Origin of the sequence: Diaphorobacter sp. C33 (genome assembly GCF_030503915.1) — a bacterium.
Classification (GTDB): Bacteria; Pseudomonadota; Gammaproteobacteria; order Burkholderiales; family Burkholderiaceae_C; genus Diaphorobacter; species Diaphorobacter nitroreducens.
This window is the reverse complement of the sequence record NZ_CP129980.1, coordinates 1,716,423-1,738,330: the sequence shown is the minus strand read 5'-3', so window position 1 is coordinate 1,738,330 and position 21,908 is coordinate 1,716,423. Positions and strand designations below refer to the sequence as shown.

At 68.3% G+C, this 21,908-nt stretch carries 26 protein-coding genes; 13 read left to right on the top strand and 13 right to left on the bottom strand.

The genetic code is table 11. The features are described 5' to 3' along the window. The first annotated feature begins 83 nt into the window (after positions 1–83). Positions 84–551: a hypothetical protein gene (locus QY917_RS08260; protein ID WP_047350521.1), complete on the top strand. Its 468-nt coding sequence runs from the start codon at positions 84–86 to the stop codon at positions 549–551. 115 nt (positions 552–666) lie between these two features. Here QY917_RS08260 and efp read toward each other — a convergent pair whose 3' ends face one another. From efp to QY917_RS08245, 3 genes are all read right to left on the bottom strand, one after another. Next, entirely contained in the window at positions 667–1,221 is a 555-nt protein-coding gene (gene efp, locus QY917_RS08255; RefSeq protein ID WP_011806028.1) for an elongation factor P, read from the bottom strand. A gap of 166 nt (positions 1,222–1,387) precedes the next feature. Next, the gene (gene earP / locus QY917_RS08250) at positions 1,388–2,500 is read right to left on the bottom strand and encodes an elongation factor P maturation arginine rhamnosyltransferase EarP (protein ID WP_123676028.1); all 1,113 of its coding nucleotides are present in this window, start codon (positions 2,498–2,500) and stop codon (positions 1,388–1,390) included. Beyond that, entirely contained in the window at positions 2,497–3,396 is a 900-nt protein-coding gene (locus QY917_RS08245) for a LysR family transcriptional regulator (protein ID WP_123676029.1), read from the bottom strand. Before QY917_RS08245 ends, earP begins: the two co-directional genes overlap by 4 nt. A gap of 120 nt (positions 3,397–3,516) precedes the next feature. Between QY917_RS08245 and QY917_RS08240 the strand changes: the two genes are divergently transcribed. From QY917_RS08240 to QY917_RS08220, 5 genes are all read left to right on the top strand, one after another. Continuing rightward, positions 3,517–4,737: a CaiB/BaiF CoA-transferase family protein gene (locus QY917_RS08240; protein ID WP_015913760.1), complete on the top strand. Its 1,221-nt coding sequence runs from the start codon at positions 3,517–3,519 to the stop codon at positions 4,735–4,737. Continuing rightward, a complete protein-coding gene (locus QY917_RS08235; RefSeq protein WP_123676030.1) occupies positions 4,734–5,708 on the top strand; it encodes a hydroxymethylglutaryl-CoA lyase in 975 nt (324 codons plus the stop codon). Before QY917_RS08240 ends, QY917_RS08235 begins: the two co-directional genes overlap by 4 nt. A gap of 37 nt (positions 5,709–5,745) precedes the next feature. Beyond that, entirely contained in the window at positions 5,746–6,747 is a 1,002-nt protein-coding gene (locus tag QY917_RS08230; protein ID WP_123676031.1) for a tripartite tricarboxylate transporter substrate binding protein, read from the top strand. Between the two features lie 50 nt (positions 6,748–6,797). Beyond that, positions 6,798–7,784, top strand: coding sequence for a tripartite tricarboxylate transporter substrate binding protein (locus tag QY917_RS08225; RefSeq protein WP_041836343.1), 987 nt, complete (start codon positions 6,798–6,800; stop codon positions 7,782–7,784). A 64-nt stretch (positions 7,785–7,848) separates the two neighbouring features. Next, positions 7,849–8,364 (top strand): M48 family metallopeptidase, encoded by a 516-nt coding sequence (locus QY917_RS08220; protein ID WP_123676085.1) that lies wholly within the window; start codon positions 7,849–7,851, stop codon positions 8,362–8,364. A gap of 67 nt (positions 8,365–8,431) precedes the next feature. Here QY917_RS08220 and murI read toward each other — a convergent pair whose 3' ends face one another. From murI to QY917_RS08170, 10 genes are all read right to left on the bottom strand, one after another. Next, the gene (gene murI, locus QY917_RS08215; RefSeq protein ID WP_011806020.1) at positions 8,432–9,307 is read right to left on the bottom strand and encodes a glutamate racemase; all 876 of its coding nucleotides are present in this window, start codon (positions 9,305–9,307) and stop codon (positions 8,432–8,434) included. 98 nt (positions 9,308–9,405) lie between these two features. Then, positions 9,406–9,837, bottom strand: coding sequence for a GFA family protein (locus QY917_RS08210; RefSeq protein ID WP_123676032.1), 432 nt, complete (start codon positions 9,835–9,837; stop codon positions 9,406–9,408). 25 nt (positions 9,838–9,862) lie between these two features. Next, positions 9,863–10,507 carry a DUF938 domain-containing protein gene (locus QY917_RS08205; RefSeq protein WP_123676033.1) on the bottom strand — a complete coding sequence of 215 codons (645 nt, stop codon included), beginning with the start codon at positions 10,505–10,507 and terminating at the stop codon, positions 9,863–9,865. 11 nt (positions 10,508–10,518) lie between these two features. Next, positions 10,519–11,469: a CDF family Co(II)/Ni(II) efflux transporter DmeF gene (dmeF, locus tag QY917_RS08200; RefSeq protein WP_302079260.1), complete on the bottom strand. Its 951-nt coding sequence runs from the start codon at positions 11,467–11,469 to the stop codon at positions 10,519–10,521. Further along, the gene (locus QY917_RS08195) at positions 11,466–11,738 is read right to left on the bottom strand and encodes a metal/formaldehyde-sensitive transcriptional repressor (protein ID WP_123676034.1); all 273 of its coding nucleotides are present in this window, start codon (positions 11,736–11,738) and stop codon (positions 11,466–11,468) included. The genes dmeF and QY917_RS08195 overlap by 4 nt, the downstream gene beginning before the upstream one ends. A gap of 203 nt (positions 11,739–11,941) precedes the next feature. Further along, complete coding sequence (locus QY917_RS08190) at positions 11,942–13,036, bottom strand: tartrate dehydrogenase (RefSeq protein ID WP_123676035.1); 1,095 nt, start codon at positions 13,034–13,036, stop codon at positions 11,942–11,944. Between the two features lie 336 nt (positions 13,037–13,372). Further along, positions 13,373–13,834 carry a GatB/YqeY domain-containing protein gene (locus tag QY917_RS08185; RefSeq protein WP_123676036.1) on the bottom strand — a complete coding sequence of 154 codons (462 nt, stop codon included), beginning with the start codon at positions 13,832–13,834 and terminating at the stop codon, positions 13,373–13,375. 97 nt (positions 13,835–13,931) lie between these two features. Then, positions 13,932–14,144, bottom strand: coding sequence for a 30S ribosomal protein S21 (gene rpsU / locus QY917_RS08180; protein ID WP_007833691.1), 213 nt, complete (start codon positions 14,142–14,144; stop codon positions 13,932–13,934). A 129-nt stretch (positions 14,145–14,273) separates the two neighbouring features. Further along, on the bottom strand, positions 14,274–14,678 hold the full coding sequence (locus QY917_RS08175; protein WP_123676037.1) for an antibiotic biosynthesis monooxygenase: 405 nt from the start codon (positions 14,676–14,678) through the stop codon (positions 14,274–14,276). After that, positions 14,675–15,028 (bottom strand): NIPSNAP family protein, encoded by a 354-nt coding sequence (locus QY917_RS08170; RefSeq protein WP_123676038.1) that lies wholly within the window; start codon positions 15,026–15,028, stop codon positions 14,675–14,677. Before QY917_RS08170 ends, QY917_RS08175 begins: the two co-directional genes overlap by 4 nt. A gap of 108 nt (positions 15,029–15,136) precedes the next feature. Here QY917_RS08170 and QY917_RS08165 point away from each other — a divergent pair, with 108 nt between their 5' ends. The 7 genes from QY917_RS08165 (at position 15,137) to sufT (ending at position 21,890) form a co-directional block, all read left to right on the top strand. After that, positions 15,137–15,856 (top strand): helix-turn-helix transcriptional regulator, encoded by a 720-nt coding sequence (locus QY917_RS08165; protein ID WP_123676039.1) that lies wholly within the window; start codon positions 15,137–15,139, stop codon positions 15,854–15,856. A gap of 150 nt (positions 15,857–16,006) precedes the next feature. Then, a complete protein-coding gene (gene sufB / locus QY917_RS08160; protein ID WP_123676040.1) occupies positions 16,007–17,500 on the top strand; it encodes a Fe-S cluster assembly protein SufB in 1,494 nt (497 codons plus the stop codon). Positions 17,501–17,579: 79 nt separating this feature from the next. Beyond that, positions 17,580–18,350, top strand: coding sequence for a Fe-S cluster assembly ATPase SufC (sufC, locus tag QY917_RS08155; RefSeq protein ID WP_123676041.1), 771 nt, complete (start codon positions 17,580–17,582; stop codon positions 18,348–18,350). 4 nt (positions 18,351–18,354) lie between these two features. Further along, a complete protein-coding gene (locus QY917_RS08150; RefSeq protein ID WP_123676042.1) occupies positions 18,355–19,602 on the top strand; it encodes a SufD family Fe-S cluster assembly protein in 1,248 nt (415 codons plus the stop codon). Continuing rightward, entirely contained in the window at positions 19,595–20,860 is a 1,266-nt protein-coding gene (locus QY917_RS08145) for an aminotransferase class V-fold PLP-dependent enzyme (protein ID WP_123676043.1), read from the top strand. The genes QY917_RS08150 and QY917_RS08145 overlap by 8 nt, the downstream gene beginning before the upstream one ends. Next, positions 20,857–21,336, top strand: coding sequence for a Fe-S cluster assembly sulfur transfer protein SufU (gene sufU, locus QY917_RS08140; RefSeq protein WP_011806006.1), 480 nt, complete (start codon positions 20,857–20,859; stop codon positions 21,334–21,336). The genes QY917_RS08145 and sufU overlap by 4 nt, the downstream gene beginning before the upstream one ends. Next, positions 21,333–21,890: a putative Fe-S cluster assembly protein SufT gene (gene sufT, locus QY917_RS08135; protein ID WP_088886400.1), complete on the top strand. Its 558-nt coding sequence runs from the start codon at positions 21,333–21,335 to the stop codon at positions 21,888–21,890. The genes sufU and sufT overlap by 4 nt, the downstream gene beginning before the upstream one ends. Positions 21,891–21,908 lie beyond the last annotated feature (18 nt).

Here is a 21,908-nt window from a genome sequence, read left to right as displayed (position 1 = left end):
ACAAATGGTCACATTCGTGCGACGCTGATCCCGTGCGGCGTTCCATGCCGCTTTTCCATCACGTACCAAGCGAAGAGGTGGGCATGATTCTCGTGAAGACACCGGCTGGGCAACTGGCGCTGAAGGATCGCCAGGGTGCGCTGTCGCCGCGCCAGCGCTCAGCCTTCATCCTGTTCGACGGCAAGCGCACCCTGGACCAGGTGCTGACGGCCACGGCGGCCATGGGTATCTCGCGCGAGGACGTGCAGCTCATGATCGACCAGGGGTTGCTGGAGAGCGGACCGGGAGCGCCGGCACCCGCGGCCGCAGCGCCGGCGGACGGCGCCGAGGTGCAGGTCGATGGCACGGGGCGCACGCAGCGCGAGCGCTATCAAGCCGCCTACCCGATCGCCACCGAACTTACCGCCAGCCTGGGGCTGAAGGGCTTCCGTCTGAATCTGGCGGTCGAGGGGGCTGCAGGGTATGAGGATCTGGCAGCGCTGGCTCCCAAGATCCGCGAGGCCGTAGGAGACGCCAAGTACACCAGGCTGGAGAGGGCATTGTTCGCGTGAATGCAGCGCTGGGCGTGGCCACTGCCGGACCCACCCAGTCCTCAATAAAAAAAGGGAGCGTGCATGACACGCTCCCCTTGCATGAACAGCGTCCGCAGCCGGACGCAAGGTGTTCTTAGACGCGCTTGCGGTATTCGCCCGTGCGCGTGTCGATCTCGATCTTGTCGCCCTGGTCCACGAACAGCGGCACGGCCACTTCGAAGCCGGTGGCGATCTTCGCGGGCTTGAGTACCTTGCCGGACGTATCGCCCTTGACGGCGGGTTCGGTCCAGGTGATCTCGCGCTCCACGCTGGTGGGCAGTTCCACGGAGATGGCCTTGCCGTCGTAGAACACCACTTCGGCGGCCATGCCGTCTTCAAGGTAGCTGATGGCATCGCCCATGTTGGAGGCTTCCACTTCGTACTGGTTGTACTCGGCGTCCATCCACACGTACATCGGGTCGGCGAAGTAGGAGTAGGTGCACTCCTTCTTGTCCAGGATCACGTTGTCGATCTTGTCGTCGGCCTTGAAGACGACTTCGGTGCCCATGTTGGACAGGAGCGCCTTCAGCTTCATGCGCACGGTAGCGGCGCCGCGGCCGCCGCGGGCGTATTCGGTCTTCAGCACGATCATGGGGTCTTTGCCCTGCATGATCACGTTGCCGGCGCGGATTTCTTGAGCGATTTTCATGGCTTGCTTGGGAAGGAAAGGTTGACCGCTCCACAAGTCGGGGCGGGCGGGCGTGGCCCAGGCGTTTGCGTGAACTGGGCCGCCTTCCACCCCGGCGCATGTTCCGCGGCGGGGGCGCCGGCTGGGCACGCGAGTGCCGCCTTCGAATGGCGCAAAACCAGGGATTCTAGCTTTTCTCCGCCAAAAACCCTAGTAGTAAGGTCAATAAATCCTGCTGTGCCAGCAGCCGCGCGCGCGCGGACTGTATACATGCGCGCCATTCGCCCAGGGTCGCCGCGTCCAGCGGCGGCAACTCGCCGCGGGTCTCCAGACCGTTCCAGAGGGCCGACCAGCGCCGCAGCGACGCTGGTGCGTGCAGCCAGTCCAGGAAGGCCAGTAGCTTGGCGTGGTGCGCATCGTCGTGCTGCGGATAGATCTGCCACACGAACGGCTGGCCCGCCCACAGGGCGCGCACCAGTGAGTCCTCGCCGCGCACGAAGTTCAGGTCGCAGGCCCAGAGCATTTCGTCAAAGGCCGGCTGAGAGCAGGGTAGCAGATATGAAATTGATAGCTGCTCGCGCTTGCTGTATGAGCCTTTGAGGCTGTTTTGACGCTCAAACTGCTGCTGCCATTGGCGCACGGCCGCCGTGGCACGTCCGGGCGTGACCAGCAGCCGCACGTCGCTGCGCGGTTGCCATTGCGCCAGCAGTTGGGGCAGGGCGGGTGGCTCGTAGCAGAACAGCGAGATGGCGACTTCGTCTGTCCCGATGCCGTGGCCGGCGCGCCAGGCGGAGCGGTCGAATGCGGCCTGGCGCGCCAGCAGGTCTGGCTCACGCAGCAGGCCGCCCGTGCGCTCGGTGAAGCCGGGGTAGTAGAACCAGCGCGTCAGGCCCGCCCCCGGGCCGCTCATGAGCGGAGACGGCAGCCGGTGGCAGCGTTCCACATAGGCCTCGGCCGACAGGTACTCCAGGTTGATCCATAAGGGCTTTGGGCCTGTAGCGTTTGTGTGGTGAGCGATGGCAGCTATGAATTGCGGAGCAATTTCGCAACCGAAGGCCTCCACCACCACGTCGCCAGGCCCGTCTGCGGGCGCCTGCGTGGGCCAGGGCAGCACCTGTACGCCAGGTGCGCCCTGCGGCGCCATCCAGGCCAGAGCGCTGGCGTCATCCACCCACAGGCGCACGCGGTGGCCGCGGCTGCCCAGATCGGCCGCCAGGCGCCAGCACACGCCGATGTCGCCAAAGTTGTCGATCACCTGGCAAAAGATGTCCCAGCGCAGGTGGGCCGTGGCCTTCGTCATGGCGCCTCCTGGGCGCCGGCGCGCAGGTGGTCCACCAGCAAGCGTGCGACGCTGGACAGCGACTCCTCCGAGCGCACACACAGCGACAGCCGCCGCCGTGCCCAGGGCTCATCCAGCGTGATGGCGCGCAGGGCCAGCGTGCCGCGGTAGATCTGGGCGCTGCCGCGCGGCAGCACGGCCACGCCCAGACCGGCGGACACCATCAGGCACAGGGCGTCATAGCTCGTGACCTGGATGCGCAGCTTGAGGGGCATCTCCTGCTCGGCCGCGGCGCGTGTGAGCAGGTTGTTGATGGCGCTGCCCGGATGCATGCCCACGAAGTCACAGGCCAGGGCGTCTGCCAGGCGCACGCTGCGGCGGCGCGCCAGCGCATGGCCCGCGGGGACGATGAGGACCAGCTCGTCCTCGCGGTAGGGCAGCAGGGTCACGCGCTCGCCATAACTGCCGTGGTTGAGGATGCCCACGTCGGCTGCGTTCTCGGCCACCGATTGCGCCACGGCGGTGCTGATCTGCTCCTGCAGCCGCACATCGACCTGCGGATGCGCGGCCATGAAGCGCTGCAGTTCGCCCGGCAGGAACTGCGTGATGGCCGAGATGTTGGCCACCACGCGCACGTGGCCGCGCACGCCGGCGCGAAAGTCCTGCATCTGCGTGGCGATGCTGTCCAGGTCGTTGAGCACGCCGCGCGCCAGGTGCAGCAGGGCGTAGGCCGCGGCCGTGGGCTCGGTGCCGCGGTTGCTGCGCGTGAACAGCTCCACGCGCAGCGCGTCCTCCAGCTCGGCCAGGCGGCGGCTGGCGGCGGAGGGCGCGATGTGTTCGCGCGCGGCGGCGCGGGCGATGGCGTTTTCCTCCATCACCGCGACGAACAGGCGCAGGGAGACCGGGTCGAGCTTCATGGGCGGCGATGGTACTGCGGCGGCGGCGGGCCATGCCGGTTTGCGATGGCAGCTTCGCGCTTGAGCGTTTTGCGGCCCGGCCGGGGCGCCGCATCATGCCGCCTGGATTGCAGGAGACATATGACCCCCAAGTACTACACCGCTGCCCCCACGCCCGCGGCACTGGCCGGCGTGCGCGTGATCGAAATGGGCCAGCTCATCGCCGGGCCGTTCTGCGGCAAGACATTGGGCGAGTTCGGCGCCGATGTGGTGAAGATCGAGGCCGTGGGCGCGGGCGACCCCCTGCGCAACTGGCGCCTCATCAAGGAGGGCACCTCCGTGTGGTGGCAGGTGCAGTCGCGCAACAAGAAGTCGGTGGCGCTGGACCTGCGCCAGGCCGAGGCGCAGGACATCGCGCGCCGCCTGATTGCTGAAGCCGACGTGCTCATCGAGAACTTCCGTCCCGGCACGCTGGAGGGCTGGGGCCTGTCGCCCGAGGCGCTGCACGCCCTCAACCCGGGCCTGGTCATCCTGCGCATCTCGGGCTACGGGCAGACCGGGCCCTACCGCGACCTGCCGGGTTTTGGCGTGATCGGCGAGGCCATGGGCGGCCTGCGCCACCTCACGGCAGAGCCGGGCCGCGTGCCGGTGCGCGTGGGCGTGTCGATCGGTGACACGCTGGCCGCGCTGCACGGCGCCATCGGCGTGATGATGGCGCTGTACCACCGCAAGGTGAACGGCGGCGCGGGCCAGGTGATCGACGTGGCCCTGCACGAGGCGGTGTTCAACTGCATGGAAAGCCTGATCCCCGAGTACAGCGCCTTTGGCGCCGTGCGCGAGGCCGCGGGCAGCGCGCTGCCGGGCATTGCGCCCAGCAACGCCTACCCTTGCCAGGACGGCTGGGTGCTGGTGGCCGGCAATGGCGACAGCATCTTCAAGCGCCTGATGGCCACCATCGGCCGCCAGGATCTGGCCGATGACCCGCAACTGGCCGACAACGCCGGCCGCGTGGCGCGCGTGGCCGAGATCGATGCCGCCATTGGCCGCTGGACCGCCGAGCGCACCGTGGCGCAAGTGATGGAGTTGCTGGCCGCCGCACGCGTGCCCGCGGGCAAGGTCTATACCGCCAAGGACATCGCCGAGGACCCGCACTACCAGGCGCGAGACATGCTGCTCACGCAGCGCACGCGCGACGGCTACGAGCTGCAGGTGCCGGGCATCGTGCCCAAGCTCTCGGCCACGCCGGGCACCATCCGCACCAGCGCGCCGCGCCTGGGGGACGACACCGATGCCGTGCTGGCCGAGGCGGGGCTGACGGCCGAGCAGATCGCGCTGCTGCGCAGCAAGGGAGTGATCCAATGACGACCAGCGTGTGGAACGGCGCCGGGCGGCGCATCGAGCTGTGCGACGTGGGCCTGCGCGACGGCCTGCAGATGGAGGCGCAGTTCGTGCCGACCGAGGACAAGATCGCGCTCGTGAATGCACTGTCCCAGGCGGGCCTGTCCAAGATCGAGGTGACCTCGTTCACCTCGCCCACGGCGATTCCTGCGCTGCGCGACGCCGAGGTGGTGATGCGCGAGATCGAGCGCCACCCGGGCGTGACCTACACCGCGCTGGTGCCCAACGCGCGTGGCGCGGAGCGCGCCATCGAGTCGCGCACCGACGAGCTGAACCTGGTCATGTCCGTCAGCGAGACGCACAACCTCGCCAACCTGCGCATGACGCGCGCGCAGTCGTTCGCGGCACTGGCACAGGTGATCACCATGGCGCAGGCGGCGCAGGTGCCGGTGAACGTGTCGCTGTCGTGCGTGTTCGGTTGCCCCATGGAGGGCGACGTGGCCCTGGATGCCGTATGGGACCATGTGCAGCGCTTCGCCGACCTGGGCGCTGCGGGCATCACGCTGTGCGACACCACGGGCATGGCCTTTCCCACGCAGGTGGGGCAGGTGGTGGCCGCTGCGCGCGCGCGCTGGCCGGGCATGGCCTTCACGCTGCACTTTCACAACACGCGCGGCATGGGCCTGGCCAATGTGCTGGCGGCCATCGATGCGGGGGCGCAGCGCTTTGACGCATCGCTGGGCGGCCTGGGCGGCTGTCCCTATGCGCCGGGTGCCACGGGCAATGTGTGCACCGAAGAAGTGGTGCATGCGCTGCAGCTCATGGGTTACGACACGGGCATTGATCTGCCGGCGCTGATTGCCACTGCAGCCCGCCTGCCCGCGCTGATCGGCCACGAGGTGCCCAGCCAGATCGTGAAGGCGGGGTGCCGGCTGGCCCTGCATCCGGTGCCTGCGGGCTTTGACGCGATCCGCGAGCGCGCGCTGGCGCGGTAGCTTTCACCGCACATCCATAACGACAGGAGACAACCCCATGCCTTTGACCACTGCATTCCACGGCCGCAGGGCCGCGCTGGCCTTTGGGGCCGCTGTGGGCGCACTGCTGTGCACCGCGCCCCTGGGCGCCGTTGCGCAGGACAAGTACCCCTCCAAGCCCATCACCCTGGTGGTGCCGCAGGCCGCGGGCGGCGCCAACGACGCGATTGCGCGCGTGCTGGCGCAGCGCCTGAGCGAGCAGATGGGCCAGAGCGTGGTGGTGGACAACCGCCCCGGCGCGGGCGGCACGCTGGCCACGGCGGCCCTGGCGCGTGCCAAGCATGATGGCTACACGCTGCTGGTCACGGCCGACAGCGCGCACGTGATCGGCCCGGCGCTCTACAAGAACCCGGGGTTCGACGCAGTCAAGGATTTCGAGCCCGTGGCGCCCGTCGCCACCGCCGGCTATGTGCTGGTGGCGCATCCTTCGTTCCCGGGCAACAACGTGGCGGACCTGATCCGGTTGGCCAAGGCCAGCCCCGGCAAGTACGCCATCGCCTCGGCTGGCAATGGCACGCTCAACCACCTGATCGGTGAGTTGCTGCAAAAGGCCGCGGGCATCCAGCTGCAGCACATTCCCTACAAGGGCTCGGCGGCGGCCGCCACCGACGTGGCGGGCGGGCAGGTGCCGCTGTCGGTGCAGAGCCTGCCCTCGTCGATCGCCTTCATCAAGGCGGGCAAGCTCAAGGTGTTGGGCGTGGTGAACGAGAAGCGCGTCGCCGCGCTGCCCGACGTGCCCACCATCGGCGAGACGCTCAAGGGCTTCGCCCAGGCACCGTGGTACGCCATGTTCGCCCCGGCGGGCACGCCCGCGCCCATCGTCGAGCGGCTGCAGGCCGAAGTGGCACGCGCGCTGGACCACAAGGATGTGGTGGACAAGCTCGCCGTCGTGGGCTGCGAGCCGTTCAAGGGCACGTCTGCCCAGCTGGGTGCGCTGGTGCAGTCCGACCTGCCCAAGTGGGCGCGCGTGGTCAAGGACACCGGCGCCACCGTGGACTGATTCTTCCATTCCGAATTCGCACAACTTTCAACAAGGAGACACAACCCATGATGACCACGCGCATCACACGCAAACATTTCGGCGCACTGGCGCTGGCCGCTTTGGCGCCGCTGGCGCTGTCCACGGCCTGGGCGCAGGGCGGCTACCCGTCGCGCACGGTGACCTTCGTCGTGCCGGCCGCCGCCGGCGGCACCACCGACATCTCGGCCCGCATGGCCGCGCAGGCGCTGGCGCCGGTGCTGGGCCAGTCGGTGGTGGTGGACAACAAGGGTGGTGGCAACGGCGCCATCGCGGCCAACATCGTCAAGCGCGCCGAGCCCGATGGCTACACGCTGCTCATGCAGTACTCGGGCTACCACGTGATCTCGCCCCATCTCACCAAGGCACCGCAGTGGGATCAGAAGGACTTCCAGCCCATCGCCAACGTGATCTCGGCGCCGCAGATCATCGTGGTGCGCGACGGCCTGCCGGTGAAGACCCTGGCCGAGCTGGTGGCCTACGCCAAGGCCAACCCCGGCAAGCTCAACTACGCCTCGTCAGGCAACGGCTCGCTGCAGCACGTGACCGGCGCCATGCTGGAGCAGCAGGGCGGCATCAAGATGGTGCACGTGCCCTACAAGGGCACGGGCCCCGCGCTGCAGGACCTGCTGGGCGGCCAGGTGGACCTGACCTTCGGCACCGCACCGCCGTTCATGCCCCACATCCAGTCCGGCAAGCTGCGCGTGCTGGCCGTCACGGGTAAGGAGCGCCTGGCCAGCCTGCCCGACGCCCCCACCACGGCCGAGGCCGGCTACCCGGGCGTGAACGCCACCTCGTGGTTCGCGCTGTTTGCACCCGCAGGCGTGCCCAAGCCGGTCATCGACAAGCTGGCCGCCGACATGAAGAAGGTGGTGGAAGACCCGGCCTTCCGCAAGAAGGCGCAGGAACAGGGTGCCGCGGCCGACTACCAGGGCCCGCAGCAGCTGGGCGAGCGCGTGAAGAGCGACTTCGCCAACTGGGCGGGCGTGATCAAGAGCTCCAAGATCGAGGCGGAATAAATCCGCCCTACACTGGGCGCCCTTTGCAACCGGCAGCACGCGCGTGCTGTCGCCCGGCGCCCCCATGACCGCTCCCACTGATCTGCCCTACCTGCGGGCCTACGCGCCCGCGCTGCAGGCCCAGGCCCACGCGCTGCTGGCGCAGGGCCAACTGGGCGCGCTGCTGCAGCGCAAGTACCCCGAGGGCCACGCGGTGCGCAGCGACAAGGCGCTGTACGACTATGCCCAGGAGTTCAAGGCGCGCCACCTGCGCAACGCGGGCACGGTGAACAAGGTGCTGTTCGACAGCAAGATCCACGTGGTGCGCCATGCGCTGGGGCTGCACACCCACCGCACGCGGGTGCAGGGCGGGCGGCTGGCGGCGCGGCATGAGATTCGCGTGGCCGCACTGTTCAAGCAAACGCCCGACGAGTTCCTGCGCATGATCGTCGTGCACGAGCTGGCCCACCTGCGCGAGAAGGACCATGGCAAGGCCTTCTACCAGCTGTGCACCCACATGGAGCCGCAGTACCACCAGTTCGAGTTCGACCTGCGCCTGTACCTCACTCACCTGGACGCGGGCGGTGAGCTGCTGTGGTGAAATGCTATTGAAAAAATAGCTGCCAGCGCTTGATGGGTAAGCGCTAAGGCCCGTTTTGGCTTAAATCTCAGTCGATCTGCAGCGCCGCGCAGTACTGCGCGGGCAACTGTAGCCAGCGCTCGGCTGCCGACTGCAGCGCGGCCAACTGGCCCGTGGTGTAGAGCTGGATGTGCCCCGGCGCGGCGGGCGCGCCATCCGCCGCGTGCTCGGGTGCGAGGGCGCCGGCCTGGTCGAGGATGCGCCGGGTCTGGCGCGCCACGGGCGCACCTGTGTCGATGATCTGCACATCCGGCCCCACCAGGGCGCGCAGCATGTCCTTGGCGAACACGTAGTGGGTGCAGCCCAGCACCAGCGTGTCGATCTCGCCCGTTTTCAAGCCAAAAGTGCCCAGCGCGCCCGTGTACTGGACGCAAAGCGCTTCTATTTTTGCCATGGATGCGGCGGCGGGCAGCGGCTCCTCGGTGCTTTGCTCGATGGCGCGCGCCAGGCCGTCGCAAGGCTGCACCGAAAAGCGCGTGCCGGCCGAATGCCCATCGCGCAGGCGCTGAAAGCGCGCGCTGCCCACCGTGCCGCGCGTGGCCAGCACGCCCACGTGGTGCGTCTGGCTGCTGGCGGCGGCGGGCTTGAGCGCCGGCTCCACCCCGATGGCGGGCAGGTCGGGCAGGGCCGCGCGCAGTTGTTCCACCGCGGCGGCGGTGGCCGTGTTGCAGGCGACCACCAGCGCCTTGATGCCGTGGTGTTCGCGCAGCCAGCGGGCGATGGCCAGCGTGCGCTGCTGCACGAAGGCGTCACCCTTGGCGTCCCCATAGGGAGCGTTGCCGCTGTCGGCCAGGTAGACGAAATGCTCGTGCGGCAGTTCGTGGCGCAGCGCCTGCAGCACGCTCAGGCCGCCAATGCCGCTGTCGAACACACCAATGGGCCGGGCGGCAAGGGGCGATGTCATGGAAGGCGTGGCAAGAAATCGGGGAAAGGGCACCGCCAGGAGGGGCGGCGCACGGGCCTCCAGTATGCCCGTGCGGCGGCCGGGCTGCAGGGGGCGCTCTAGGCCGCGCCGGGCGGTACGTACCCCTGCGGGTGCTGGGGTAGATCGTCCTGGAGGGGCCACCAGCTGCAGCGCGAGGCCACATGCATGTGGAATGCCGGCGCCGCGGCCACGGGCTCGTCCAGCAGGCCTGCGCGGATGCGCACCACGCCGGGCAGGCTGTCACGTTCGCTGAATACCGGCGAGCCGCAGACACCGCAGAACACGCGCCGCTTGCCGGGGGAGGACTCGAAGCGCCGCAGCAGGTCCTGGCCGGCCTGGAACTGCAGCCGATCCACGTCCACCGGCAGATTGGCAGCAAACGCGCTGCCCTGCGCGCGGCGGCACTGCGCGCAGTGGCAGATCTGGATCGGGGCCAGCGGCCCGCGGATCGTGAAGCGCACGCCCTGGCAGAGGCAGGCGCCGTGGTGCAGCGGCTCGGATGGGTTCATGGCAGACGGCGAAGGTGTGTTGGCGTCACTCTACGGCAGGCTCCGCCGGGGCGGCGGTGCGGTGAAACACCAGCAGCCGGTTGTTCGCGGGCATGGCGTGGTCGTGCGTTAGCGCGAGGCGGTGCTGTGCCGCTAGTGCCACGATGTCCTCGAAATGGCGGATGCCGCTGTGCGGGTCGCGCTGGCGCAGCCAGGCATCAAAGGCGCGGTTGCTGTCACTGGTGTAGGTTCCGCCGTAGTTGAAGGGGCCGTACAGCGCCAGCACGCCGCCGCCAGGCAGGTGGGCACCGGCCAGCGCGAACAGCCGCTGCACCAACGGCCAGGGCACGATGTGCGCGGTGTTGCTGCTGAATACCGCGTCGAACGGCCCGCTGCCAGGGTCGCCCTGTGGCCAATCGCTGTGCGCCAGGTCCAGCAGCAGCGGCGGGCGCAGGTTGGGGGCCGGGTGTTGCGCATGCCAGGCGCGTATGCCCGCGTGGTTGTCCGCCAGGTCGCTGGTCTGCCACACCAGGTGGGGCAGGCGTGGCGCGAAATACACGCTGTGCTGGCCCGTGCCCGAACCCACCTCCAGCACATGGCGCCGGTCGGCAAAGGCCTGCTGCAGCACGGCGAAGATGGGCGCCTGGTTGTTTTCGCAGGCCTGGGAAAACGGCAGGGGAGGGTGATTCATGGCGTGTGTGCTTAAAGCGCCTGTACTTCCACGGTGACGTGCGACAGCTCGTGCACTGGCAGCAGCAGGGCCTTGTAGTGCTGTGCGGGCTGCGGCGTGGCCGAGGCGACGGAAACGATGGCAGCAAAATGGCCCGGGCCGATTTGCCAGACGTGCAGGTCTTTCAGCGTGTCGCCCGTGGCGGCGAGGATGTCCTCGATCTCCTGGCGGACCTGCGGCCCTTCCGCCGGCGCATCCAGCAGCACGCTGCCGGCGTCACGGATCAACCCCCAGGACCAGCGGGCGATCACCAGCGCGCCCACCACGCCCATGGCCGGGTCGGCCCAGAGCCAGCCGTAGCTGCGCCCCACGAGCAGCGCCGCGATGGCCAGCACGGAGGTCAGCGCGTCGGCCAGCACATGCAGGTAAGCCGCGCGCAGGTTGTTGTCTTGGCCATGGCGGCCGTGGTCGTGATCGTGGCCATGGTGGTGGTGCCCATGTCCGCCATGCAGCAGCCGGGCGGACACCAGGTTCACCACCAGGCCGATCACCGCCACGGCGATTGCCTGCTCGAAGCGGATGGGCACGGGGTCGGTCAGCCGCAGGAAGCTCTCCCACGCGATGAGCAGCGCCACGATGGCCAGCACCACGGCGCTGGCGAAGCCGGCCAGGTCGCCCATCTTGCCGGTGCCGAACGAGAAGCGTGGGTTGGCCGCATGGCGGCGTGCATACCCATAGGCCAGCGCCGTGATCAGCATGGCACCGGCGTGCGTGGACATGTGCCAGCCGTCGGCCACCAGGGCCATCGAACCGTACAGCTTGCCCGCCAGGATCTCGGCGACCATCATGCTGGCCGTCAGCGCGATCACGAGCCACACGCGCCGCTCGTTGCGCTGGTGCTCCGCGCCCAGGAAGACGTGGTGATGGTCGGCGGGGAAGGGTGCGGGCGCCGCGCCCGCGGTGTGCAGGGTGGAGGAAGTCATTTCAGGTACGAGCGCAGGATGTCCATCATTTCTTCGCCGCCGGTGCGGCGCTCGGCATCGGTGCCGGCGTCCACCACGTGATCCTGCAGGTGGCCCAGCATGACTTCGGTGGTCAGACCATTCATGGCGCCGCGTGCCGAAGCGAGCTGCCGCAGCACTTCCGCGCACGCGGCGTCACCCTCCAGGGCGCGCTCGATGCCCTCCATCTGGCCCTTGATGCGCCGCACGCGTGCGATCAGCTTGTCTTTTTGCCCGTGGGTGTGGGACATGGAATGACTCGAAAATATAGTGTGGGGGGCTATGCTAACCCGGCCGCACGGACCGCGGCGGGAACGCGGCCATTGCGCGCAGCGGGCGCGTGCGCAATATGTTGCAGAAATGGGCTGCAGCGCTTTATGGACAAGCGCTGTGTGCTATTTAATCAATAGCGTAAGTCCGTTGACGGAAACATGCCGCGCCCTGCGGGCGGGGGTTACCCGTGCGCGATGCGCGCGGCGATGGCCTCGCCCACCTGCGTGGTGCTTGCCGCACCGCCCAGGTCTGGCGTGCGCGGGCCGCTTTTGATGATCTCTTCGATGGCTGCAATGATGGCATCGTGGGCCTGCCGCCCCGCGCCTTGGCCGTGGGTCAGGAAGTCCAGCATCAGCGCGCCAGACCAGATCATCGCGATCGGGTTGGCGATGTTCTGGCCATAGATGTCGGGCGCCGAGCCGTGCACGGGCTCGAACAGGCTGGGGAAGGTGCGCTCGGGGTTCAGGTTGGCCGACGGTGCCAGGCCGATGGTGCCGGTGGTGGCGGGCCCCAGGTCGGAGAGGATGTCGCCGAACAGGTTGGTGGCGGCCACCACGTCGAAGCGCCCCGGCTGCAGCACGAAGCGTGCGGTGAGGATGTCGATGTGCTGCTTGTCCAGTGTGACTTCGGGGTAGCCCTTGGCGACATCGTCGGCGCGCTGGTCCCACCAGGGCATGCTGATGGCGATGCCGTTGCTTTTGGTGGCCAGCGTCACGTGCTTGCGCGGGCGGCTTTGCGCCAGGTCGAAGGCGAACTTCAGCAGGCGGTTGGCGCCGTGGCGCGAGTAGACCGACTCTTGGATCACGATCTCACGGTCCGTTCCCTCGTACATGATGCCGCCCAGCGACGTGTATTCGCCCTCGGTGTTCTCGCGCACCACGTAGTAGTCGATATCGCCGGGCTTGCGGCCGGCCAGCGGGCAGGGCACGCCCTCGAACAGACGCACGGGGCGCAGGTTGATGTACTGGTCGAACTCGCGGCGGAACTTCAGCAGCGAACCCCACAGCGAGATGTGATCGGGTACGGTCGCCGGCCAGCCCACGGCGCCGAAGGAGATCGCATCCATGCCCGACAGCTGCGCCTTCCAGTCGTCGGGCATCATCTGGCCGTGCCGGGCGTAATAGTCGCAATGCGCCCAGTCGAAGGTGTGCAGTTCCAGGTTCAGACCGAAGCGCCGGGCGGCGGCCTGCACGGCGCGCAGGCCTTCGGGCATGACTTCCTTGCCGATGCCGTCTCCGGCGATCACGGCGATCTTGTGGGTGCGTTGCTGCTGCATGGGTGGCTTTTCAAACGATGTAAGCCCGCCATTGTTCACTGAGGAGAGCGTCCGTTCAATGCGCGCGCCCGTGTCTGCGTCTTTCGTGACGTTGGCAGGACGCTTGCCGCTGCGCACGGAATGGCGGGGGGAAGCCCAATACGGGGGGCGTGCCCCGCGCGGCCCAGCGGTCTGCCAGCAGTCAGGTCTGTGGGTGTCCAAGCGGCTGTTGAGCGGGGTGTGTGCGGCGCAGCAGAAACGATAGCTGCCAGCGCTTGCCAGCGAATGGATTTAATGCCAAATTGGCATTGAACCGTTACGGATCAAGCGCAAGAAGCTATGAATAGCATAGCGAAATTAACTGGCCAGTGCGGCCTTCACGGCGGCCGACACCTGGCCCATGTCGGCCTTGCCGGCCAGGCGGGTCTTGGCCACGCCCATCACCTTGCCCATGTCTCCGGGGCCCACCGTCTTGCCCAGTTCTGCGCCGACTTCGGTCACGATGGCCTTCACGGCGGTAGCCACTTCGTCGGCCGACATGCGTTCGGGCAGGTAGGCCTGCAGCACGGCCATTTCGGCCTTTTCCTTGTCGGCCAGGTCCTGGCGGCCCGCGCCCTCGAAGGCGGTGATGCTGTCCTTGCGCTGCTTGATCAGCTTGTCCACGATGGCCACGATGGCCGCGTCATCCAGCGTGATGCGCTCGTCCACTTCCTTTTGCTTCATGGCGGCCTGCAGCAGGCGGATGGTGCCCAGGCGCTCGCTGTCCTTGGCGCGCATGGCGGTTTTCATGTCTTCGGTGATCTGGTCCTTGAGGCTCATGGTGTTTCTCCAGTCAAACGGTGTAGAAAACAAAAAACCCGCGCTTGGCGTCCCTAGCGCGGGTTTTGTGGCGTCTGGTGTCAACGCCGGGCTGTGCTTAGTACAGCTTCTTGGGCAGTTGCATGCTGCGCACGCGCTTGTAGTGGCGCTTCACGGCGGCAGCCTTCTTGCGCTTGCGCTCGGCGGTGGGCTTCTCGTAGAACTCACGGGCGCGTAGGTCGGTCAGCAGACCCAGCTTTTCGATGGTGCGCTTGAAGCGGCGCAGGGCCACGTCAAAGGGTTCGTTTTCTTTTACACGAATGGTCGTCATTAGCTAATGTTTTCCAATAGGTGCCGCTAGCGGGTTTTCGGGAAGATCGGGCCCAAAAGCCATATACGGCGGTTTTCCCCGTCTGTAACTAGTATCCGGCCGACGGGGTCATGCCAGCAGAGCCGAGCATTATAACGGCTCTGCGCTGCCGGGCAAGCGGCTGCCCGGCACAGAGTCGGGCACAGTCCGCGGCGCATGGCAGGCACGCGAGTCGGCGGGTGCCTGGTCACGTGCATGCAGGCCGTAGTCGCGCTGCACGGTGGCCACGCGCAGCCGGTAGTCGGCAAACACGCCTGCGCGACCCGCCGCCTGGGCCTGGCGGTGCTGCGGCAACGCGCGCCAGCGGGCCACGGCCTCTTCGTCGCGCCAGAAGCTCAGCGACAGCAGCTTGCCGGGCGTGGACAGGCTCTCGAAGCGCTCCACGGAGATGAAGCCGTCGATGGCCTGCAGCGCGGCGCGCAGGTCCGCCGCCAGGTCCAGGTAGGCCTGGCGGCCGTCGCTGCTCGGCTGCACTTCAAAGATGACGGCGATCATGGCTGAGCCTGCGTGTTGGTGGGCAATGCGGGGCGCGCGAGGGTGCCCGCCACCGCCTCGGTGAAGCTGCGTTCCTCGCGCAGGATGAAGCGCTGGCGCTGCGCCATCTCGAAGTTGGCGCGGCCCTCGGGGTCGGTCTTGAGCCGGGCGCGGTAGGCCTCGTAGTCGGCTAGGCTGGTGAAGGCGATCAGGCCCCAGGCCTCGTAATTGGTGCCCTCGCTGGGCAGAAAGTAGCCCAGCAGGTGGCCGCCGCAGCGCGGGATGATGCGCCCCCAGGCTTCGGCATAGGCGCAGAAGGCCTCGCGCTGAAAAGGGTCGATCTCGTAGCGGATGAAACAGGTGATGGGCATGGCGTGCTCCTGTGGTAGGTGGATGCGTCCATGGTGCCGGCCGTCGCACGGCCGATGTTTCGTCCTGGAGCGAAGCGTGCGCCGGGCTGGCTGCGGCACACTGCGCGCATGAACACCAACCAGATTGCGCATGTCGCGGCCCTGGTGGGCGAGCCGGCACGCACCGCCATGCTGGTCGCGCTGATGGATGGGCGCGCCCTTACGGCACGTGAATTGGCCGAGGCTGGGCGCGTGTCTGCCGCCACGGCCAGCCGCCACCTGGGCCTGTTGGTGGAGGCCGGGCTGCTGGTGCTGGAACGCCAGGGGCGCCATCGGTACCACCGCCTGGCTTCGCCCGAGGTGGCGCATTTGCTGGAAGGGCTGATGCAGCTGGCCGTGCGGCAGGCGACGGTGTCGCGGCCCGTGGTCGTGGGCCCGCGCGACGCGGCGCTGCGCCAGGCGCGTACCTGCTATGACCATATTGCCGGCCGCCTGGGCGTGGCCATCGCCGCGCACCTGTTGGAGGAGGGCGCCATCGTCTTCGATGACGATGCAGGTGGGCGGGTGACCGGCCGGGCGCAGGCTGTGCTGGCACCGCTGGGGCTGGCCGCGCAGGACGCACTGGCCGCAAGCGCCGCGCGGCGCCCGCCATGCCGGCCCTGTCTGGACTGGAGTGAGCGCCGCCCCCACATGGCCGGGCGCCTGGGGGCGCTGCTGTGCGTGCATTGCCTGGAGCGCGGCTGGTTGGGGCGCGCGCAGGCATCGCGCGCGCTGGAGATCACGCCGCCCGGCGTGGTGGCGCTGCGCAACTGGCTGGGCGTGGTGCGCTGGGGCGAGGTGACCGGCTGACTGGGGATGCGCTGGCCTGACGGCAAGCCGCTGCCCGCCCGAACCGGCGAGCCGGTAAACCCCTGATGCGGGTGCAGGGACCGCATGCGGGTTTGGCGGATTTTTAAAAGATTCATAACATATGAATATTAAAAACTCCGCCCCACGGTCATGTCCTCACAACCCGCCATCCTCGACGCGCCCGTCGCCGGTCGCGAGGCGTCGCAGGCGCCCGCACTGGAGCAGGCACTGCAGCGCCCGTACCAGCATGGTTTCGTCACCGACGTCGAGTCCGATTCCCTGCCGCCGGGCCTGGACGAGGACACCATCCGCGCCATCTCGCGCAAGAAGCGCGAGCCGCAGTTTTTGCTGGACTGGCGGCTGGCGGCGTTTGAGCGCTGGCGTGCGATGGAGTTGCCCGACTGGGCGCACCTCAAGATCGAGCCCATCGATTTCCAGGCGCTGAGCTACTACTCGGCACCGAAATCGCTCAAGAACGCACCCAAGAGCCTGGACGAGGTGGACCCCAAGCTGCTGGAGACCTACGAGAAGCTCAACGTGCCCCTGCACGAGCGCGCTCGCCTGGCCGGCGTGGCGGTGGACGCGGTGTTCGACTCGGTCTCGGTGGGCACCACCTTCCGCGAGCAGCTGGCCGAAGTGGGCGTGATCTTCTGCTCGTTCTCGCATGCGGTGCAGAACCATCCGGAGCTGGTCGAGAAATACCTGGGGACCGTGGTGCCGCAGGGCGACAACTTCTACGCCGCACTGAACTCGGCGGTGTTTTCCGATGGCTCCTTTGTCTACATTCCCAAGGGCGTGAAGTGCCCTATGGAGCTGTCGTCCTACTTCCGCATCAACGCGCAGAACACGGGGCAGTTCGAACGCACGCTGATCATTGCCGAGGAGGGCAGTTCGGTCAGCTATCTGGAGGGCTGCACCGCCCCGCAGCGCGACGAGAACCAGTTGCACGCCGCCGTGGTGGAGTTGATCGCCCACGACGACGCGTTCATCAAGTACTCCACGGTGCAGAACTGGTACCCCGGCGACGAGAACGGCGTGGGTGGCATCTACAACTTCGTGACCAAGCGCGGCCTGGCGGCCGGCAGGCGCTCGCGCATCGCCTGGACGCAGATCGAGACCGGCTCGGCCATCACCTGGAAGTACCCCAGCGTGGTGCTGCGCGGCGACGAATCGAACGGCGAGTTCCACTCGATCGCCGTGTCCAACCACTTCCAGCAGGCGGACACCGGCACCAAGATGATCCACCTGGGCAAGAACACCACCAGCCGCATCGTCTCCAAGGGCATCAGCGCAGGCCATGCGCACAACAGCTACCGCGGCCTGGTGCGTGTGAACCCCGGCGCCGCCGGCGCGCGCAACCACACGCAGTGCGACTCGCTGCTCATCGGGCCCGACTGCGGCGCCCACACCTTCCCTTACGTGGACACCGCGCGCAGCGATGCCGTGGTGGAGCACGAGGCCACCACCACGCGCATCTCGGAGGAGCGCCTGTTCTATTGCCAGCAGCGTGGCATCGACCCGCAGGAGGCCACGGCCCTCATCGTCGGCGGCTTTTGCCAGGCGGTGCTGGAAGAGTTGCCCATGGAATTCGCGCTGGAAGCCAAGGCGCTGCTTGCCGTGTCGCTGGAAGGCGCGGTGGGCTGAGATCACAAGATTTGAATAAAAAGGCATCCAGCCCTTATCCATCCAGCGCGAACAGCTATCAAATTAATAGGAAACCCACATGACCTCCATCACTCCTTTGCTGCAAGTGCGCGACCTGCGTGTGCGCGTTGGCGAGCGCACCGTGCTGCAATCGGTCTCGCTGGACGTGCCCGCCGGCGCGCTCGTTGTGCTGATGGGCGCCAACGGCAGCGGCAAGAGCACGCTGGGCATGGCGCTGGCCGGCCACCCGAGTTACCAGGTGCAGGACGGCCAGGCGCTGCTGGACGGGCAGGACCTACTGCAGCTGCCCGCGCATGAGCGCGCCCGCGCGGGGCTGTTCGTGTCCTTCCAGTCGCCGCCCGATGTACCCGGCGTGAAGAACAATCTGTTCATCCGCACAGCGCTGAATGCCGTGCACGAGGCGCGCGGCCAGCAGCCGCTGGACGCGTTCGACTTCCTGGCCAGCGCCAAGCAGACCGCCCAGGAACTGGGGTTGCCACAGGCCATGCTGGGCCGCCCGGTGAACGAAGGTTTTTCCGGCGGCGAGCGCAAGCGCAACGAACTGCTGCAGCTGGCCCTGCTGCAGCCCCGCCTGGCACTGCTGGACGAAATCGACTCGGGCATGGACGTGGACGGCGTGCGCGCCGTGGTCACGTTGGTGCAGAAACTGCGCGAACAGGGCACGGCCTTCATCGTCGTATCGCACTACCTGCACCTGATCGAGCAGCTGCAGCCTGACACCGTGCTGCGCCTGGACCAGGGCCGTATCGCCGAGACGGGCGACGTGGAGCTGGCGCGGCGCATCGCCCGCACGGGCTTTGCGCGCCAACCTGCCACGGCGGAGGCATGACACCATGAACAGCGCACAAGCCGAGATCCGCGCCGCGCGCGAGCACCTGCAGACGCAGGGCTGGATTGCGCGGCGCAGCGAAGCCTTTCACCACCTGCCCCCACCCGCGCTGCAGGACTGGCTGGGAACGCAGGCCGGGGTCGTCGATGAGGCCTCGTTGCCCGCGGGTGCGGGCTGGACGCTGCGCCTGCCCCACGCACAGGCGGCCACCAGCGTCCAGGCGCGTTGGCTGGACGCACTGGACCCGGCGCAGCGCGCCGAGTTGATGGCAGGGCTGCCGTCGCCAGAGTCCGGCGGTGGGGATGGGGCCGCCGCCCCCTTCGCCTGGGCGCATCGTGCCCTGTGCCGCCGGGGCCTGCGCCTGCGCGTGGCCGCCACGCCGGGCCGTGAGCGCGAGCCTGTGTGCCTGGAGCTGCACCACCAGCCCGGCGCCGCGGCCGAGGCGCCCTTGCTGGTGCTGGACGTGGAAGCCGGCGTGCAGTGCGTTCTGATCGAAACCCATGAGCGGCCTGCCGCAGACGGTCTGTCTGCCGTGGCGCAAAACCTGCACGCCCACATCCGTCTGGCGCAGGGGGCACGGCTACAACACCTGCGCGTCGCTGCGCCGTTGGCCGACGACCGCGTGGCGCACCACCTGCAGGTCCACGTGGCGGCAGGTGCCGCTTATGCCCAGGCGCTGGTTGCCACGGGCGCCAGCTACCACCTGCAGCGCAGCCACATCACGCTGCAGGGCGCAGGCGCCAGTGCGCGGCAGGCCGCGTTGCTGCTGTTGGCGGACGGCAAGCTGGACCAGCAGACGCACACCGACCTGCAAGCCGCCCAGGCCGTGAGCCAAGTCGAGACCTTGGCCCTGGCCCAGGGCCGCGCCCACGCGGTGGCGAATGCCTATACGCGCATCGCGCCCGGCAGTGACGGGGCCGATGTGCGCCAGCGCCTGGCCGGGGTGCCGCTGGCGGGCCAGCCACGTTTGATCCTGCGCCCGCACCTTGAGATCCTGCACGACAACGTGCAGGCCGCGCACGGCGCTACCTGGGGTGCGTTGCCCGAGGATGCGCTGTTCTACGCCCGCCAGCGCGGGTTGGATGATGCGGCTGCGCGCGCGCTCATCATCGAAGGTATGGCCCAAGCGTTGCTTGATCGATGCCTGGGGGCCGAGGGGGACGGCATGCTGGAGCAGTGGCTGCAGAGCGGCTGGCTGGCCGGTGCGATCGCCCGGCTGCAGCCCACAGCCGAGGAGGCACACCATGGGTAAACCACATCCTTTGCTGCACACCGGCGGCCTGCCGGTGCAGGCGCTGCGCGCGCAGTTTCCGGTGCTGGCGCAGCGCATCCACGGCCAGCCGCTGGCCTATCTGGACAACGCCGCCACCACGCAGATGCCGCTGGCGGTGCAGGAGGCCATGCAGCGCTTCGAACGCCATGACCGCGCCAACATTCACCGCGGCGTGCACACGCTGAGCCAGCGTGCCACCGACGCCTTTGAAGAGGCGCGCGCCACGCTCAAGCGCTTCATCGGCGCGGGCACGCAGCATGAACTGGTCTTCACCAGCGGCACGACCGAGGCGCTGAACCTCGTCGCCCAAGGGTTATGGGCAGCGGGGCCGGGCAAGGCCTGGCTGCGCCCCGACGACCGCATCATCGTGAGCGGGCTGGAGCACCATGCCAACCTGGTGCCCTGGCAGCAGGCCGCGCGCATGAGCGGGGCGGAACTGGTCGTTCTCAAACCCGACGCGCAGGGGCGCGTGCATGAGGCCGATCTGACGCCATTGCTCACACCCAACACCCGCGTGCTGGCACTCACGGCGTGCGCCAATGCCACGGGCGAGCGTCCTCCGTATGAGGCACTGCTGGCCATGGCACGCGCGGCCGGCGCCCTCACGGTGCTGGATGCCGCGCAGGCGGTGGGCCATGCCATGCCCGCTCTGGCGGAGCTGGAGGCGGACTTCATGGCCTTCTCCGGCCACAAGATGTACGGTCCCATGGGCACCGGCGCACTGGCCGGCCGGCGCGACGCGCTGGAGCGGTTGTACCCGCTGCGCCTGGGGGGCGACATGGTGGAGTGGGTGACCTACACCGCTGCGGGCTATGCGGCGCTGCCCGCGCGGCTGGAAGGCGGTACGCCCAACGTGGCCGGGGCCGTGGGTCTGGCGGCGGCGGCGCGCTTCATCGATGGTATTGGCCGAGAGGCCATTGACCTGCACGTGCAGGCCCTGCGCGCGCAGGCGCTGGCGGGCTTGTCGGCGTTGGAGGGGGTGACGGTGCTCGCCCCGCATGCCACGCAGGCGTCGCTGGTGTCGTTCGTGGCACGCGACGTGCACCCGCACGACATCGGCACGCTGCTGGACGAGCGCGGCATCGCCGTGCGCACGGGCCACCACTGCGCACAGCCGCTGCAGGAGCACCTGGGGCTGGGGCCGACCACGCGCGCATCGTTCGCGCTGTACAACAGCCATGAGGAGGTCGAGCGCTTGATCGCCGGCGTGGCGCAGGCCCTGGAGGTCATGCGATGACTGGATTTACCGGCAACGCCGAGAACGAGCTGTACCAGGAAGTGGTGTTGGAGCACAAGCGCGCACCGCGCAACTTCGGCCATCTGCCGCAGCCCACGCACCAGGCGCAGGGCACCAACCCGTCGTGTGGCGACCGCATTGCCGTGGAGCTGCAGCTGCAGCAAGGGCGCGTGCAGGACATCCGCTTCACCGGCCAGGGCTGCGCGATCTGCATGGCCTCTACCTCGATGATGACCGAGGCCGTAAAGGGCAAGGAGGTTGCCGCCGCGCAGGCGCTGCAGCAGCACTTTCGTGCGGTGCTGACGGGGGAAGAAGCCCCCGAGGATGCCCCGCTGGGCAAGCTGGTCAGCCTGGCCGGCGTGCGCCAGTACCCCAGCCGCATCAAGTGCGCCCTGCTGGGCTGGCATGCGCTGATGCATGCGATTGCCGACAACGGCAACGGCCAGAGCGTAAGTACTGAGGAGGAGCCCGCATGACCTACCGCCGCCATCGCGAGGATGTGCTGGTGCGCCGCAGCGTGACCGTGGAGGCGATTCCCAGCGGCGAGCCGATCGAACTGGAGGCCGGGCAACTGGCGCAGATCACGCAGGCGCTGGGTTCGTCCTTCACGCTGCTGGTCGAAGGCCAGCTCATGCGGCTGAAGGGCGTGGATGCCGACGCCATCGGCAAGACGCCGCCCGAGACCATCACCGCGCCCGCGGACCTGCCCATCGAGGAACTGGAGCCGCTGGTGTGGGAGACCCTACGCACCTGCTACGACCCGGAGATCCCGGTAAACATCGTGGACCTGGGCCTGGTGTACCGGCTGGCTTTCGAGCCGCTGCCCGACGATGCCCACAAGGTGCGCGCGCTGGTGGACATGACGCTCACCGCCCCCGGCTGCGGCATGGGCGAAGCGATTGCCGACGAGGTGTGCGACAAGCTGCTGGCCCTGCCACGCGTGGGCGAGATCACGGTGAATCTGGTGTTTGACCCGCCCTGGGACCGCTCCATGATGAGCGAGGAGGCGCAGCTGGCGCTGGGACTGTGAAGCAGGGACGATAAAAAA

Bases quoted from the DNA above. Each gene is read 5' to 3' on its own strand.
- QY917_RS08260 (WP_047350521.1), top strand. From the start codon at position 84: ATGATTCTCGTGAAGACACCGGCTGGGCAACTGGCGCTGAAGGATCGC.
- efp (WP_011806028.1), bottom strand. From the start codon at position 1,221: ATGAAAATCGCTCAAGAAATCCGCGCCGGCAACGTGATCATGCAGGGC.
- earP (WP_123676028.1), bottom strand. From the start codon at position 2,500: ATGACGAAGGCCACGGCCCACCTGCGCTGGGACATCTTTTGCCAGGTG.
- QY917_RS08245 (WP_123676029.1), bottom strand. From the start codon at position 3,396: ATGAAGCTCGACCCGGTCTCCCTGCGCCTGTTCGTCGCGGTGATGGAG.
- QY917_RS08240 (WP_015913760.1), top strand. From the start codon at position 3,517: ATGACCCCCAAGTACTACACCGCTGCCCCCACGCCCGCGGCACTGGCC.
- QY917_RS08235 (WP_123676030.1), top strand. From the start codon at position 4,734: ATGACGACCAGCGTGTGGAACGGCGCCGGGCGGCGCATCGAGCTGTGC.
- QY917_RS08230 (WP_123676031.1), top strand. From the start codon at position 5,746: ATGCCTTTGACCACTGCATTCCACGGCCGCAGGGCCGCGCTGGCCTTT.
- QY917_RS08225 (WP_041836343.1), top strand. From the start codon at position 6,798: ATGACCACGCGCATCACACGCAAACATTTCGGCGCACTGGCGCTGGCC.
- QY917_RS08220 (WP_123676085.1), top strand. From the start codon at position 7,849: ATGACCGCTCCCACTGATCTGCCCTACCTGCGGGCCTACGCGCCCGCG.
- murI (WP_011806020.1), bottom strand. From the start codon at position 9,307: ATGACATCGCCCCTTGCCGCCCGGCCCATTGGTGTGTTCGACAGCGGC.
- QY917_RS08210 (WP_123676032.1), bottom strand. From the start codon at position 9,837: ATGAACCCATCCGAGCCGCTGCACCACGGCGCCTGCCTCTGCCAGGGC.
- QY917_RS08205 (WP_123676033.1), bottom strand. From the start codon at position 10,507: ATGAATCACCCTCCCCTGCCGTTTTCCCAGGCCTGCGAAAACAACCAG.
- dmeF (WP_302079260.1), bottom strand. From the start codon at position 11,469: ATGACTTCCTCCACCCTGCACACCGCGGGCGCGGCGCCCGCACCCTTC.
- QY917_RS08195 (WP_123676034.1), bottom strand. From the start codon at position 11,738: ATGTCCCACACCCACGGGCAAAAAGACAAGCTGATCGCACGCGTGCGG.
- QY917_RS08190 (WP_123676035.1), bottom strand. From the start codon at position 13,036: ATGCAGCAGCAACGCACCCACAAGATCGCCGTGATCGCCGGAGACGGC.
- QY917_RS08185 (WP_123676036.1), bottom strand. From the start codon at position 13,834: ATGAGCCTCAAGGACCAGATCACCGAAGACATGAAAACCGCCATGCGC.
- rpsU (WP_007833691.1), bottom strand. From the start codon at position 14,144: ATGACGACCATTCGTGTAAAAGAAAACGAACCCTTTGACGTGGCCCTG.
- QY917_RS08175 (WP_123676037.1), bottom strand. From the start codon at position 14,678: ATGATCGCCGTCATCTTTGAAGTGCAGCCGAGCAGCGACGGCCGCCAG.
- QY917_RS08170 (WP_123676038.1), bottom strand. From the start codon at position 15,028: ATGCCCATCACCTGTTTCATCCGCTACGAGATCGACCCTTTTCAGCGC.
- QY917_RS08165 (WP_123676039.1), top strand. From the start codon at position 15,137: ATGAACACCAACCAGATTGCGCATGTCGCGGCCCTGGTGGGCGAGCCG.
- sufB (WP_123676040.1), top strand. From the start codon at position 16,007: ATGTCCTCACAACCCGCCATCCTCGACGCGCCCGTCGCCGGTCGCGAG.
- sufC (WP_123676041.1), top strand. From the start codon at position 17,580: ATGACCTCCATCACTCCTTTGCTGCAAGTGCGCGACCTGCGTGTGCGC.
- QY917_RS08150 (WP_123676042.1), top strand. From the start codon at position 18,355: ATGAACAGCGCACAAGCCGAGATCCGCGCCGCGCGCGAGCACCTGCAG.
- QY917_RS08145 (WP_123676043.1), top strand. From the start codon at position 19,595: ATGGGTAAACCACATCCTTTGCTGCACACCGGCGGCCTGCCGGTGCAG.
- sufU (WP_011806006.1), top strand. From the start codon at position 20,857: ATGACTGGATTTACCGGCAACGCCGAGAACGAGCTGTACCAGGAAGTG.
- sufT (WP_088886400.1), top strand. From the start codon at position 21,333: ATGACCTACCGCCGCCATCGCGAGGATGTGCTGGTGCGCCGCAGCGTG.